The organism is Curtobacterium sp. L3-7, assembly GCF_048756585.1.
Taxonomy (GTDB): domain Bacteria; phylum Actinomycetota; class Actinomycetes; order Actinomycetales; family Microbacteriaceae; genus Curtobacterium.
This window is the reverse complement of sequence record NZ_CP151474.1, coordinates 316,855-330,720: the sequence shown is the minus strand read 5'-3', so window position 1 is coordinate 330,720 and position 13,866 is coordinate 316,855. Positions and strand designations below refer to the sequence as shown.

Sequence of the window (13,866 nt, the reverse complement as noted above, 5' to 3'; positions counted from 1 at the left end):
TCCACCAGGATGCGGGGCCCTCGCTCGTTGCCGGAGTGGATGTGGTCAGCGGTACGTCCGCGTGACGCTGCCGAGGGGACCGTCGTCGCCCGTGGCCGAGACGGTCACGATGCCGCCGGCCATGCGACGTGGGTCGAGCGTCACGCTCCACTGCGACGACCCGGGCACCGGCGGCTCGACGCGGTTGCCGTCGGCATCGGTCACCGGTGTGCCGTCGGCGTCGGTGAACGACAGGCGGGCGCCGGGCTCGGCGGATCCGCTGAGGACGAGCTTCGTGGCGGTGACCTTCGTCACGTCCGCCGTCACCGGGAACGGGATCGTCGCCCCGCTCGTCGTGGAACCGATGAGCTTGCCGTCGTCGTACACCTCGGCGACGATGCCCATGAACCGGGTCCCGGCGGGCGGGTACGCCAGGTCGGCGCTCCACGTGCCGTCGGTGTTCGCCGTCCAGTCCTGCCCGTCGGCCAGTGACCACGGGGCTCCTGATTCGTCGACGAACCGCATGTCGGTTCCTGCCGGGCCGCGCCCCTCGAGGTGCACGGTGCGGGCGACGGGGTCGACCCGGACCGTGTCCACGAAGGGGGAGGGTTCGAGTTTCGCCGAGGTGTTCACGCGGAGCTGCTCCGTCCCGTCGAAGCGCTCTACGGTCGTGAGGGTGTGGTCGCCGAAGCGCACGCCGGAGATCCGGTGGGCGAAGGCGCCGTCGCGGTCGGTCGTGGTGGTCGCGGTCGGGACGCCGTCGAGGGTGAGCTCGATGCGGCTGCGGGGCTCGAAGCCGGTGCCGTCGATCTTCAGGGACCGGTTCCAGTTCTCGCGGGCGACCACGATCCGCTCGAAGCTCACCTCGTGGGTGCTCGCGCGGAGGGTCGCCACGGGGGAGCCGATCGAGTCGGCGACGCGGAAGGTGTGGTCCCCGAACCCGTCGACGTGCGCCGTGGTCCGCCACGAGCCGTTCGGCTTGACGCGGGTCTCGACGGGCGCACCGTCCGAGGGAGTGATCGAGACGAGATCGCCGGCGTCACCCGTGCCCGCCAGGGTCACGTCACCCGCGTTGTGCGCGATCGCGCCGACCCTCGCGGTGAACTGTGCCGCCTGCGCAGGGGACGCGACGAGCGTCGATCCGAGGACCAGCGCTGCGGCGACGACCGCCGCTGCGCATCGTCGCTGTACCACATCTGAAATACGTGTGTTCTGCATGGCGGCCATGCTGGCACTGCGACGGACGCCTGTCCAGGGTCGAAACGCAACGTTCACACGGGTGCTGCACCGCAGGGCGGGAGGCTCGGTGCCAGCTGGCACCGAGCCTCCCGTCCGCCGTTCGGTCGCGTCTAGATCGTGCGGCCGGCGTCGCTGTCGCGACCGCCTGATCCGCGCCCCGTCTCGTCCGCGAGCGAGTAGAGGCTGAGCACGTTGCCGTCGGGGTCGCGGACGTCGAACCAGTCGACGGCGCCGTCGACGCACTCGATGGGGCCGACGTCGATGCCGAGCGCGCCGATCCTGGTGTGCTGCGCGGCGACGTCGTCGACGCCGAAGCGGACGATGACCGCGTTCTCCTCGGCCTGGTCGTCCTCGAAGAGCTGGATCCAGATACCGCCGATCTCGTACTCGGCGATGCCCTCGTCCGGCTCGAGGTCCGGCTCGACGCGCTCGAACACCGCGCCGTACCAGAGGCAGGACGCTTCGATGTCGGTGACGGGCAGCCCCACGGTCACGCTCGTGATGTCCATGACTCATCATGTCCTGCGAGTGCCGCGCACGTCGAGGGATTTCCTCTCCTCCACAGCACGATCGATTCCGCGCCCGTCCACCGTCCCCTGTTCTGGGTGCGCCCCGATGTCCTCCGGCCCTCATTCTGGGACTTCGGTACCCGCCGGTCCCGGCCATAGCGTGGACAGGCGTCGAACCCTGTCGACGCACCAGGACGTCCTCACGCAACCCGAAGGAGGCAGCGAGACTCATGGCGACGCTCTCCGAGATCCTGATCCTCAACGGAGCACTCCCGATCGAGCACCTCGACTCGCTCACCGGCGACGAGGAGATCGACGAACGCTCGATCCGTTCCCTCGTCGACCGTGGCGTCGTCAGCGAGGCGCAGTTCATCACCGCACGTGCGGCGTCGAACAACTCCAAGACCGTCCCCCTGACCGACTACCCGGTCGACGGCACCGCGGTGTCGATGCTCCCAGCGGCGCTCTGCCGGCGGCACCAGGTGCTCGGCATCGGCTTCGAGGGCGAGGTCCTCGTCCTCGCGATGGTGAACCCGACGAACGTGCTCGCGGTCGACGACGCCCGTGCCGCCTCCGGCCGTGCCATCAAGCCGCTCCAGGTCGAGGAACGCGACCTCGCCGCGGCGCTCGACCGCTACCTGCGTGCCGACGACGAGCTCAACGACCTGACGTCCTCCCTCGAAGAAGAGGCGACGGCGAACGCGCAGCAGCAGGTCGACATCGGCGAGGGCTCGCTCGACGACGTCCCGATCGTCCGCTTCGTGAACCTGCTCGTCTCGCAGGCGATCCAGGACCACGCGTCCGACATCCACATCGAGCCCGGCGAGCACGAGGTCCGGGTGCGCTACCGCATCGACGGCGTGCTGCACGAGATGGCTCCTGCGCCCAAGAACATCCAGAACGGCGTCATCAGCCGTCTGAAGATCATGAGCGACATCGACATCGCCGAGCGTCGCAAGCCGCAGGACGGCCGCATGTCCGTCCGCCACGGTGGCCGCCAGATCGACCTCCGCGTTGCGACCCTCCCCACCGTGTGGGGCGAGAAGGTCGTCATGCGAATCCTCGACAACACGAACACGTCGATGTCCCTCAAGGACCTCAACCTGCTCGAGCAGAACTTCGACGCGTACCAGCGGTCCTACTCCAAGCCGTACGGCATGATCCTCGTCACCGGCCCCACCGGGTCGGGCAAGTCGACCACCCTCTACACGACGCTCAACGCCGTCGCCCGACCCGAGATCAACGTCATCACGGTCGAGGACCCGGTCGAGTACCGGATGGGTGGTATCAACCAGGTGCAGGTCAACCCGAAGGCCGGCCTGACGTTCGCCTCGGCGCTCCGGTCGATCCTGCGTTCCGACCCCGACGTCGTGCTCCTCGGTGAGATCCGCGACCACGAGACCGCCCAGATCGCGATCGAGGCATCGCTCACCGGTCACCTCGTGCTGTCCACGCTGCACACGAACGACGCCCCCTCGGCGATCACCCGTCTGACCGAGATGGACATCGAGCCGTTCCTGGTCGGGTCGGCGCTCGACTGCGTCGTCGCCCAGCGTCTCGCCCGCAAGCTCTGCGACCGCTGCAAGGCCCCGGCCGAGTACACGTTCGACCAGCTCCGGGTGCTGGGCTTCGTCGGTGAGGACGACGCCACGATCCCGCCGTTCTTCGCGCCGGTGGGATGTGCCGTCTGCTCGAACACCGGGTACCGAGGCCGGATCGCCCTGCACGAGGTCATGACCGTCTCCGAGGAGATCGAGCGCCTCGCCGTCGCACGGGCCTCCAGCGCCGAGATCAGCCGCGTCGCGCAGGAGCAGGGCATGCTCACGCTCCGCCAGGACGGGTGGGAAAAGGTGAAGCTCGGGCTGACGAGCGTCGACGAGATCCTGCGCGTGGTGGCGTAGGCGAAGGGCACGAACCGATGACCGACTCCGTGTACGACATCCCCGACGTCAACGACCCCATCGACGGATGGCACCCCGGCCGTCCCGGTGCCGAGGTCGGCGGCCGCCGTGCCGCGCGCCTGGCGTCGCAGTCGGAGGCGACCGCGGCTGCGCCGGCCCCTGCCGCTGCGCCCGCGCCAGCCGTGCCCGTCTACGACCTGTCCGACGACCTCGCCGGGTGGCCCGCACCGTCTGGTTCGCCGGTCGCCGTGCCGGTCGCCCAGCCGCAGGCGCGTCCGGCGACCCCGCCGGCCGCGGTCCCGCCCTCGACCGCGTCGTACGGGTACGCGGACCAGGCGACCCAGCACCTGCCGGTCGTGCCTGCCGAGCCGACCACGGTCCTCCCGGCCGTGCACGCACCCACCGTCTTCGCGACGCCCGCCGCCGCACCGGGTGCCGAGCCGCTGCCGGAGATCGGCTTCACGCGCCACGCTCGTGAAGTCGCGGACCCCGACCTCATCACCGCGCTCGCCCAGGTCGTCTACCAGGGCGCATCCGACCTCCACGTCACCGCAGACGCCCCGCCGACCGTCCGTGTCGACGGCGGTCTCCGCCCCGCCGTTCCCGGCGGGCCCTGGGCACGGAACAAGGTCATCGCGGCGCTGAAGACCCTGATGACCGTCGAGCAGGCCGGGCAGTTCGACCACGAGCAGGAGCTCGACTTCGCGTACTCGCTGTCGCCGGAGTACCGCTTCCGCGTGAACTACTACCAGCAGCGCGGCAACTGGGGAGCGGCCTTCCGCATCATCCCCACCAAGATCAAGACGCTCAAGCAGCTCGGGATCCCGGAGCACGTCGGCGACTTCGCCAAGCTGCCGCGTGGGCTCGTGCTCGTCACCGGCCCCACCGGGTCCGGCAAGTCGACCACCCTCGCCGCGCTCATCGACCTGGTCAACGAGACCCGTGCCGACCACATCGTCACGGTCGAGGACCCGATCGAGTTCATGCACGACCACAAGAAGGCGATCATCAACCAGCGTGAGGTCGGTGCGGACACGCACTCCTTCGCGAAGGCGCTCAAGCACGTGCTCCGTCAGGACCCCGACGTCATCCTGATCGGCGAGCTCCGCGACCTCGAGACGATCTCCGTCGCGCTCACCGCCGCCGAGACGGGCCACCTGGTGTTCGCGACGCTGCACACGCAGAGCGCTCCCGGCACCATCGACCGCGTCATCGACGTGTTCCCGCCGCACCAGCAGGGACAGATCCGGACACAGCTCGCCTCGACTCTCGAAGGCGTCGTCTGCCAGACGCTCGTGCCGAAGGCGAGTGGGGTCGGCCGGGTCGTCGCGACCGAGATCATGACCACGACCCCCGCCATCGGCAACCTCATCCGTGAGGGCAAGACGTACCAGATCACCTCCGCCATGCAGGCCGGTCGTGACTCGGGCATGCACACGATGGACCAGGACCTCGCCGAGCTCGTCAACGTCGGCACCATCACGCGGCGTGCGGCGATGGAGAAGGTCCACGACCACGAAGGGTTCGACCGGCTCGTGCAGCGCGTCGAATCACCGTCCGACTCGTCCGCAGCGGCCATCGCCGCGAGCGGGATCGACTTCGGCGACAAGTTCTCCGGAGGCCACTGATGTCACTCGCGTTCGACTACCGGGGCCGCGACGGCGGCGGCAAGCTCGTCAAGGGTCGGCTCGACGCCGCGTCCGAGGGGGCTGTCGTCCAGCGCCTGCGCACGATGGGGGTCTCGCCGATCGCCATCACCGAGGCGAAGGCCGGCACCGGGCTGCAGACCGAGATCAAGATCCCGGGGTTCGAGAAGGGCGTCGGGCTCAAGGACCTGGCGATCGTGTCGCGCCAGGCGTCGACCATGCTCTCGTCGGGGCTGTCCCTGCTCAGGACCCTGTCGATCCTGACGGACCAGACGGAGAACAAGAAGCTCAAGGGCATCTTCGAAGACGTCCGCGACCAGGTCGAGCGTGGTGTCGCGTTCTCCGACGCCGTCGCCAAGTACCCGGTCGACTTCCCGCCGATCATGATCAACATGATCCGCGCCGGCGAGACCGGCGGCTTCCTCGACCAGGCCATGGACTCCATCGCCACGAACTTCGAGAAGGAGCACAAGCTCCGCTCGACGATCAAGTCGGCGATGACCTACCCGGTCGTCGTCCTCTGCATGTCGTTGGCCGCGGTCGTCATCATGCTCGTCTTCATCGTCCCGATCTTCCAGGACATGTTCTCGAGCCTCGGCGGCAAGCTCCCCCTGCCGACGATGATGCTCGTCTACATGTCGCACGCGATGGTCTACGTCGGGCCGGTTCTCGCCGTCCTGATCATCGTCGGGTTCTTCTGGTGGCGGGCGAACAAGAACTCGCCCAGGGTCCGTGCGGCGGTCGACCCGATCAAGCTGCGCCTGCCGGTGTTCGGCGGGCTCAACAAGAAGATCGTGATCGCGCGTTTCTCGCGGAACCTCTCGAACATGATCGGTGCCGGTGTCCCCATTCTCCAGGGATTGCAGATCGCCGGAGAAGTCTCCGGGAACTACGTGGTGGAAAGCGCGGTGAACCGCGTTGCGGAAGCCGTGCGAAAAGGAAACACCATTGCCGAACCATTGTTGAAAGAACCGGTGTTCCCGTCGATGGTCTCGCAGATGGTCGCGGTCGGCGAGGACGCCGGTTCGCTCGAGGTCATGCTCGAGAAGATCTCCGAGTTCTACGACAGCGAGGTCGAATCGACGACAGAAGCGCTCACATCGCTGATCGAGCCGCTCCTCATCGCGTTCCTGGGCGTGGTGGTCGGCGGCATGATCGTCGCGCTGTACCTGCCGATCTTCCAGATCACGAGCCTCATCAAGTAGTCCCCCTGACCACCCCCGTCACTCGGACGGGGGTGGTTTGGTTTGTCGGCGTCCCCGCTTCTGGGGGCATTTTGCTCCGCCGTGGCCCCCGTTCTCGGGATTACCGCCAGAATCCGCCTCCAATACGCTGATCACCGGCGGCGAGCAAAGCCCCGAAATTCCCCACCCGACATTCCCGAATGAATGGAACAACCATGTACTTCGCTCTCATGGGCAAGCTCGACGCTCGCCGCAAGGGTCTCCTCGCCGACAAGGAGAAGGGCTTCACGCTCATCGAGCTCCTCGTCGTCGTCATCATCATCGGCATCCTCGCCGCGATCGCCATCCCGGTGTACATCGGCGTGCAGAACAACGCGAAGGACTCGGCCGCGAAGTCGGACCTGACCAACGCGAAGACCGCGGTCATCTCGTACTACACGCAGAACAACGCGAACCCGACGGCGCTCACGGGTCTCGAGGACCAGGGTTACACCGCGTCGACCTACACCACGCCAGGCGTGGCGCCGGCGTACAAGACCGGCTCCGGTGCCGCGGACGGCAAGTTCTGCATCCAGGTCACCAGCAACGCCGGGAACAAGTTCAGCGTCACGCAGAACGGTGGCGTCGTGAGTGGTCTCTGCGCCTAGTCGTCATGAAGCGGGTCGCGCCTCGGCGCGATCCGCTTCATCGCATCCCGACCCACCATCGTGAAGGGACCGTCCATGCTCCGCCTGGTCGACCGGCTCCGCGCAGCGCGCGAGCAGGAAGACGGCTTCACGATCATCGAGGTCATGGTCGCGATGACGATCTTCGCGATCATCGCCGCCGGTGTCGCAGCCGGCATCGTGTCGAGCATCTACCTCACGCAGGACAACCGGTCCCGCGAAGCAGCGCTCAACCTCGCGACGCAGACGATCGACGAGGTCCGGAGCACGAAGGACATCTTCAGCGTCACGAACAAGACCACCTCGGCGACGGTCGGCAACCAGCCCTACACGGTGACCCGCACGTCGAACTGGATCACCTCGTCCGGCACGGACAACGCCTGCGGCGCGGGTGACGGTCAGCTGTCCTACAAGCGTGTCAGCGTCAAGGTGAGCTGGACCAACGGGACCTCGAGTGACGAACGCTCCGTCGTGATGGACACGATGGTCGCCCCCTCGACCTCCGTGTCGAGCGCATCGAGCTCGACCATCGTCGTCGCCGTGAACAACGCCAGCGGCGGTCCGAACACCGGCGTCAGCGTCGCCATCACCCCCGTCTCGGGCGGAGCGACGTCGCTGTCGTCCCAACCGGCGGCCACCGATGCGAACGGCTGCACCTACGCGCTCAACGTCACCCCGGGCTCGTACAAGATCGTGCTCGCCAAGAGCGGCAACACCGACGAGACGCTCAACGCTTCCCCGTCCTTCACCGTCACCGCCGCCGTCGGGAGCGTCGCCAGCAAGACCTTCCTCTTCGACCAGCCCGCGACGGTGAACGTCCAGTACGCCGCGAACGCGCGAGCGGGCAGCAACCCGAAGCTCCCGTCGGGCATCGCGACGACCTTCCTCCGGGGCGACGCCGGTACCCCGGTCACCGCCACGACGACGACCGTCTTCCCGTACACCGACGGATGGGCGGTGGTGGCCGGCAACTACAACGCGTCGACCTGCAAGAACGTCAACCCGCTGAAGTGGACGACGCCCACCACCACGAACCTCATGGTCGACAGCGCGAGTGCTCCCGTCGGCGTCGGCGCGGTCCCCGGTACCACGAGCACGGTCAAGGTCCCGATGGCGCTCATCGACGTGAAGCTGAACGGTTCCGACACCGTGCTCACCGCGGTCGCGACGCCCGGTCCGACGGGTGCCAACGACCCCGGGTGCACGACGTCGCCCGCGACGACGTACACGTTCACCGGGCTGAACGCGACGACCGCGACGACCATCGCCCTGCCGTACGGCACGTTCAAGTTCAGCGAGGGGACGTCGGCGACGTCGCTGGGCTCGAACACGCCGGTGTTCGCGGCGTCCCCTGGCGCGACCAACGTCAACGTGTCGGTCTCCGGCCGGACGGTCCTGTTCGACCCGCGGACGAAGGCCGCGTCGTGACCGGGCGTCGGCCGTCGCGATGGCAGCGGCTGCTCCGTGACGAGCGGGGGATCAGTCTCGTCGAGCTCATCGTCGCGATGACCCTGAGCGTGCTCGTCCTGACGATCGCCGGCTCCTTCCTCATCTCGACGCAGCGTGCGTCGGTCACGGCGAGTGCGGTCAACGAGAACACCCGCACCGCGGCGGCGGCGATGAACGAGATGACCCGGGTGATGCGGTCCGCGACGGACAACCCGGTGTCGACCGGCGACGACCCGCAGTACGCGTTCCAGTACGCGAGCGCGACGAGCGTCCGCTTCTTCACCTACGTCAACACGTCGTCCACGGCGTCGCAGCCCGTTCAGGTCCAACTCTCGCTCGACACGACGAGGGGCACCATCACCGAGACGAAGTGGTCGGGCACCGTCGTGCCGTACAGCGACTACTTCACGTTCCCGATGTCCACGGGCGCGACGCTGAGCGCCACCCCGACGTCGACCCGCACGCTCGTGAACTCGGTCGTGTCGGCGAATGCCTTCACCTTCTACAACGCCGCCGGGGGCATCATCGCCCCGTCCGGCGGCTCCATCAGCGCGACCGACTTGCCGAACATCCGCAAGGTGACCGTGGCCGTGACGACCGGCACGAGCACGTCGGACACCCGAGCCACGACGCTCTCGAACAGCGTCAACCTGCCGAACATCGTGATGGGAGCATCCTCGTGATCCGGATCCTGCGTGCCATGCGCGCCCGTGACGACGAACGCGGCGTCGCCCTGGTGGCCGTCGTCGGGATCGGCATGGTCGTGATGATGCTCGTCGCGACCCTCGTCGCCGTCGCGACGAACGGCGCGAGGGCGACCACGAGCGATCGGGACTGGGCACGTGCAGCGGCCGCCGCCTACGCGGGCATCGCCGACTACCAGGCCCGGCTCAACGCGGACAACAGCTACGGGAACTACGGGCAGAAGCTCGCGCCGTTCAGCCAGGCGACGCTCAGCACCTTCACGAAGGGCACCGGCGACAACCCCGCGTTCGACTACACCGCAGGTGGTCGCTGGGTCAGCGTCCCCGGCGCGAACGGCGCGGCGAGCGACGGTTCGTACCGGTACGCCGTCGACAACTCGAAGCTCACCTCGCAGGGTGTCATCCGCCTCCAGTCCACCGGGCGGGCGGGTTCGACCACGCGGACGTTCATCGCGAACGTGAAGCCGGACGGCTTCTCGAACTACCTGTACTTCACGAACTACGAGTCGCAGGACCCGTCGGTGAGCAGTGAGACGTACAGCTACCGCTGCGGCTCCTCGACCTGCAAGGCCCCGTGCGTGAGCGCCTACCAGCCGCTGGCCGGGTCCACGAACTGCCAGTACATCCAGTTCGCTGCAGGCGACACGCTCGAGGGGCCGGTGCGATCGAACGACCAGTTCCGCATCTGCGGCGCCACGTTCAAGAGCACGGTGCAGAGCGTCTACGGCTGGTCGAAGACGGGGTGCACCGGGACGACGCCGAACTTCGCGTCCAACCCGACGACGAGCTCGACGCTGACCCCACCCGCCACGATCTCCGACCTCCGCGACTACATGCGGACCGACCTGGCGACGACGACCAACACGGTCGAGGGCCCCGGCTGCCTGTACACGGGGCCGACCAAGATCACCTTCGTGGGCGGCGGCAAGGTGAACATCATCTCCCCACTGACGGTGAAGACCACGGTCACGGGGACGACGAACCAGTCCGGCGGGTTGCTCACGGGTGGGGCCGCTCCGGCTCGGTGCGGTGACGTCGCTGCACTGCACACCGCGGCCGGCGCGACGATCGACATCCCGAAGAACAACCTCATCTACGTCCAGAACGAGCCGGGGTCCAGGTCTGGCTCGTCGCAGGACCCGAACCTGTGGAGCGCGTCGAGCTACAAGACGCAGGCGACCGCGTGCTCCAACACGACCCGAGCCAGCGCGTACACGACGCTTCCGTCGAACGGGGTCGGTTTCCCCGAGGTCGGGACCAACTCCAGCAACAGCGAAGCCGACCCGACGGCCGGCCTCGGCAACGCCGTCACCAACCCGTACAAGTGCGACAACGGCGACGTGTTCGTCCAGGGCACCGTCGACAAGGCCGTCACGATCGCGGCCGAGAACTTCGTCTACGTGACCGGCGACATCACCTACCCGACGAACCGCACCGCGTCGACGGTCCTCGGCCTGATCGGGCAACAGGCGGTCTGGGTGTGGAACCCGATCAACAGCTCCAACAGCACGTACAAGGCCAAGGACCGCCGCATCGACGCCGCCATCCTCTCCAACGACGGCACCTTCGCGGTCCAGAACTACACGCTCGGGTCGAGCAGGGGAACGCTGACGGTGAACGGCTCGATCGCGCAGAACTTCCGTGGTGCGGTCGCGACGACCGGCGGCACGGGCTACGCGAAGGACTACGAGTACGACTCGTCACTCGCGACGTACACGCCTCCGAAGTTCCCGCAGCCCACGATCACGACCTACCGGGTCGCGACCCAGGTCGAGTCCAAGACCGCGTACGCCGCCGACGGGAGCGCGTCGTGACCGCTGCCCTCTCGTTCCTCGCGACGATCACCGGCGTCCTCGGACTCGCGGTCGGGTCGTTCCTCAACGTCGTCGTGTACCGCGTCCCAGCCGGACTCTCGGTGTCGCGCCCCGCGAGCGCGTGCCCGCGGTGCGCGCACGCGATCCGCGGGTACGACAACGTCCCCGTGCTCTCCTGGCTGGTCCTGCGCGGACGGTGCCGCGACTGTGCTGCCCCGATCTCGGCGCGCTACCCGCTCGTGGAAGCCGCCACGGGCCTCCTGGCCGTCCTGGTGACCGTGTTCTTCGTGACCGCACCGTGGAGTCCGCTGCGGACCGCTGCACCGGACGGAGCGGGCGCTGCGCTGGCCTACGGCGCGGTCGTCCTCCTCGCCTACCTCTACGTCATGGCGATCAGCGTGGCGCTCACCCTGATCGACCTGGACACACACACCCTGCCGAACCGCATCGTGCTGCCGGCGTACGCCGTGGTGCCGCTGCTGCTCGCTGCGGCGTCGGCGCTCTCCGGCGACTGGGGAGCTCTGGCGCGCGCGTTCCTCGGGCTCGTCGTGCTCGGTGGCGTGTACCTCGCGTTGGCGCTCGCGGTCCCCGGCGGCATGGGGCTCGGAGACGTGAAGCTGGCCGGAGTCCTCGGCTTCGCGATGGCGTACCTCGGATGGGGACCCCTCGCAGTGGGTTCTTTCGGCGCCTTCGTCCTCGGCGGTATCTTCGCGATCGCACTGGTGATCGTGCGCCGGGCTGGGCGTCGGAGCGGTATCCCGTTCGGCCCCTGGATGCTCGCCGGCTCCTGGCTCGGCATCTCCCTCGGCGCGCCGATCTGGTCCACGTACCTCGGTGTGCTGGGCCTCGGTTGATCCCCGATCACTCGACCTGAACTCGGCCGTCTCCCACGGTCAGCCCAACAGACCACCCGCAGCGCACCCGAAGCCTGCGGCTCCGGAAGGACAACATCATGGCGAAGAGCATCGTCGGCGTGGACATCGGCTCAGCCACCATCCGCGCGGTCGAGGTCCAGGACCACGACAAGCCGCAGCCGACCATCGTGCGGTTCGCCGAGGTCCCGGTTCCTCCCGGCTCCACGCGCCAGGGCGAGGTCGTCGAGCCGAACACGGTGGCCGCAGCGCTCAAGCAACTGTGGTCCGCCGGGAAGTTCCGATCGAAGGACGTCGTGCTCGGGATGGGCAACCAGCGCGTGCTCTCCCGCGACCTGACGGTGCCGAAGGCGCCGCTCGCCCAGATCCGTGAGTCGCTTCCGTTCCAGGTGCAGGACATGCTCCCGGTCCCCGTCGGTGACGCCATCCTCGACTTCTACCCGACGTCCGAGTCGGTGACCGAGCACGGCCCCGTCGTCAACGGTCTCTTGGTCGCCGCGGTGAAGGACGCGGTCCTCGCCAACGTCCGCGCGGTCCAGCACGCCGGCCTGAACCCCGTCGGCGTCGACCTGATCCCGTTCGCGCTGTCGCGGGCCGTGGCTCCGACCGCGGCCCACCCGACCGCGGCCATCGTCGAGTGCGGTGGCAACACGACGACGGTCGTGATCGTGACACACGGCGTCCCGAAGTTCGTCCGCATCATCCCGACCGGCGGCGACGACGTCACGCGGATGCTCGCGGGCCGCCTGGACATCCCGGAGGCCGAGGCGGAAGCCGTGAAGCGTCACCTCGGCATGGACGCACTCGGTGCGCACACCCCCGACGATGCACTCGCGGTGGCGGCGATCCGTGAGACGACCAGCGAACTGCTCGCGAGCCTCCGGAACACGGTCAACTACTTCGTGAACACCCACCCCGCCGAACCCGTGGGGGAGATCCTGCTGGTCGGCGGCGGCGCTGCCCTTCCCGGCTTCCGCGACTCCCTCGCCGAGTTCACCCGGATCCCGGTCCGCCACGGCGATCCGTTCGCCAACGCCGGGCTGTCCCGCGGGATCAGCCGCGACGAGCTGTACTCGCGTGGGCCGTCGATCGCCACCGCGTGGGGTCTGGCAGCAGGGGGGAAGGCGGCATGAGCGAAGCGACGAAGGTCCGACCGCCCCGTACCGGGCGTCCGGCGAAGACGAACCAGAGCGCCGAGGGCCGCGTGTCCGCCGAGGTCGCCGAGCGCACCAAACGGCAGGGCCGCGCCAACATGCAACTGCTCACCGTCGGCGCCCGGCCGCGGGTGGATCTCCTCCCGACCGAGGTGCTGGTCGACCGACGAGAACGTCGGGTGGTCCGGCGGGTCTGGGGTGGTGTCGCCGTCGTCGCCGTCGTCGCGGGGATCGCGATCGGCGGGGCCTCACTCATGTCAGCCGAGTCCGCGAACGACCTTGCTGATGCCCAGGCGCAGACGCTCGCCCTGGTCCAGCAGCAGGCGCAGTACAAGGACGTCCGCGAGACCGAGGCCTCGACCTCGCTCCTCGAGGCAGCGCAGGCGGTCGGCGGAGCGACGGAGATCGACTGGGGGACCTACCTCGGTTCGGTGAAGAGTTCGCTCCCCGGAGGGGTGGACATCACCGGCGTCACGGTCGACTCGGCGTCACCGCTCGAGGCGTACGCCCAGGCCGACGCCCCGCTCCAGGGGCAGCGCATCGCGACGCTCACGTTCGACGCCGAGAGCCCGACGCTGCCCTCGGTCCCGGAGTGGCTCGACTCCGTCAAGTCCATCACCGGGTTCGTCGACGCGACCGCGAACTCGGTCACCCTCGACGAGACGTCCGGGACGTACACGGTCAACATGACGATCCACGTCAACGAGAAGGCATTCGACGGCAAGTACGACCTCGACGGGGGGAAGTGAC

At 68.4% G+C, this 13,866-nt stretch carries 12 protein-coding genes; 10 read left to right on the top strand and 2 right to left on the bottom strand.

The window, feature by feature from the left end:
* Positions 1 to 45: 45 nt before the first annotated feature.
* Both AAEP80_RS01590 and AAEP80_RS01585 read right to left on the bottom strand, forming a co-directional pair.
* Positions 46 to 1,197, bottom strand: a complete 1,152-nt coding sequence (locus AAEP80_RS01590) for a hypothetical protein (protein WP_420365689.1) — start codon at positions 1,195 to 1,197, stop codon at positions 46 to 48.
* A 131-nt stretch (positions 1,198 to 1,328) separates the two neighbouring features.
* Entirely contained in the window at positions 1,329 to 1,727 is a 399-nt protein-coding gene (locus AAEP80_RS01585; RefSeq protein ID WP_281266032.1) for a VOC family protein, read from the bottom strand.
* Between the two features lie 230 nt (positions 1,728 to 1,957).
* Between AAEP80_RS01585 and AAEP80_RS01580 the strand changes: the two genes are divergently transcribed.
* From AAEP80_RS01580 to AAEP80_RS01535, 10 genes are all read left to right on the top strand, one after another.
* Complete coding sequence (locus AAEP80_RS01580) at positions 1,958 to 3,628, top strand: GspE/PulE family protein (RefSeq protein ID WP_420365688.1); 1,671 nt, start codon at positions 1,958 to 1,960, stop codon at positions 3,626 to 3,628.
* A gap of 17 nt (positions 3,629 to 3,645) precedes the next feature.
* Complete coding sequence (locus AAEP80_RS01575; protein ID WP_420365687.1) at positions 3,646 to 5,256, top strand: type IV pilus twitching motility protein PilT; 1,611 nt, start codon at positions 3,646 to 3,648, stop codon at positions 5,254 to 5,256.
* Positions 5,256 to 6,479, top strand: coding sequence for a type II secretion system F family protein (locus AAEP80_RS01570; RefSeq protein WP_413600696.1), 1,224 nt, complete (start codon positions 5,256 to 5,258; stop codon positions 6,477 to 6,479). The genes AAEP80_RS01575 and AAEP80_RS01570 overlap by 1 nt, the downstream gene beginning before the upstream one ends.
* A 194-nt stretch (positions 6,480 to 6,673) precedes the next feature.
* The gene (locus AAEP80_RS01565; RefSeq protein ID WP_420365686.1) at positions 6,674 to 7,105 is read left to right on the top strand and encodes a type IV pilin protein; all 432 of its coding nucleotides are present in this window, start codon (positions 6,674 to 6,676) and stop codon (positions 7,103 to 7,105) included.
* Between the two features lie 75 nt (positions 7,106 to 7,180).
* Positions 7,181 to 8,551, top strand: coding sequence for a type IV pilus modification PilV family protein (locus tag AAEP80_RS01560; RefSeq protein ID WP_420365685.1), 1,371 nt, complete (start codon positions 7,181 to 7,183; stop codon positions 8,549 to 8,551).
* Positions 8,548 to 9,255: a PulJ/GspJ family protein gene (locus tag AAEP80_RS01555; protein ID WP_420365684.1), complete on the top strand. Its 708-nt coding sequence runs from the start codon at positions 8,548 to 8,550 to the stop codon at positions 9,253 to 9,255. The genes AAEP80_RS01560 and AAEP80_RS01555 overlap by 4 nt, the downstream gene beginning before the upstream one ends.
* Positions 9,256 to 9,272: 17 nt before the next feature.
* Positions 9,273 to 11,090, top strand: a complete 1,818-nt coding sequence (locus AAEP80_RS01550) for a hypothetical protein (RefSeq protein WP_420365683.1) — start codon at positions 9,273 to 9,275, stop codon at positions 11,088 to 11,090.
* Complete coding sequence (locus AAEP80_RS01545; protein ID WP_420365682.1) at positions 11,087 to 11,944, top strand: prepilin peptidase; 858 nt, start codon at positions 11,087 to 11,089, stop codon at positions 11,942 to 11,944. Before AAEP80_RS01550 ends, AAEP80_RS01545 begins: the two co-directional genes overlap by 4 nt.
* Positions 11,945 to 12,042: 98 nt before the next feature.
* The gene (gene pilM, locus AAEP80_RS01540) at positions 12,043 to 13,095 is read left to right on the top strand and encodes a type IV pilus assembly protein PilM (RefSeq protein ID WP_420365681.1); all 1,053 of its coding nucleotides are present in this window, start codon (positions 12,043 to 12,045) and stop codon (positions 13,093 to 13,095) included.
* Complete coding sequence (locus AAEP80_RS01535; RefSeq protein ID WP_420365680.1) at positions 13,092 to 13,865, top strand: hypothetical protein; 774 nt, start codon at positions 13,092 to 13,094, stop codon at positions 13,863 to 13,865. Before pilM ends, AAEP80_RS01535 begins: the two co-directional genes overlap by 4 nt.
* The last annotated feature ends 1 nt before the right edge of the window (position 13,866 follow it).

Bases quoted from the DNA above. Each gene is read 5' to 3' on its own strand.
- AAEP80_RS01565 (WP_420365686.1), top strand. From the start codon at position 6,674: ATGTACTTCGCTCTCATGGGCAAGCTCGACGCTCGCCGCAAGGGTCTC.
- AAEP80_RS01560 (WP_420365685.1), top strand. From the start codon at position 7,181: ATGCTCCGCCTGGTCGACCGGCTCCGCGCAGCGCGCGAGCAGGAAGAC.
- AAEP80_RS01570 (WP_413600696.1), top strand. From the start codon at position 5,256: ATGTCACTCGCGTTCGACTACCGGGGCCGCGACGGCGGCGGCAAGCTC.
- AAEP80_RS01535 (WP_420365680.1), top strand. From the start codon at position 13,092: ATGAGCGAAGCGACGAAGGTCCGACCGCCCCGTACCGGGCGTCCGGCG.
- AAEP80_RS01585 (WP_281266032.1), bottom strand. From the start codon at position 1,727: ATGGACATCACGAGCGTGACCGTGGGGCTGCCCGTCACCGACATCGAA.
- AAEP80_RS01575 (WP_420365687.1), top strand. From the start codon at position 3,646: ATGACCGACTCCGTGTACGACATCCCCGACGTCAACGACCCCATCGAC.
- AAEP80_RS01580 (WP_420365688.1), top strand. From the start codon at position 1,958: ATGGCGACGCTCTCCGAGATCCTGATCCTCAACGGAGCACTCCCGATC.
- AAEP80_RS01590 (WP_420365689.1), bottom strand. From the start codon at position 1,197: ATGCAGAACACACGTATTTCAGATGTGGTACAGCGACGATGCGCAGCG.
- AAEP80_RS01550 (WP_420365683.1), top strand. From the start codon at position 9,273: ATGCGCGCCCGTGACGACGAACGCGGCGTCGCCCTGGTGGCCGTCGTC.
- pilM (WP_420365681.1), top strand. From the start codon at position 12,043: ATGGCGAAGAGCATCGTCGGCGTGGACATCGGCTCAGCCACCATCCGC.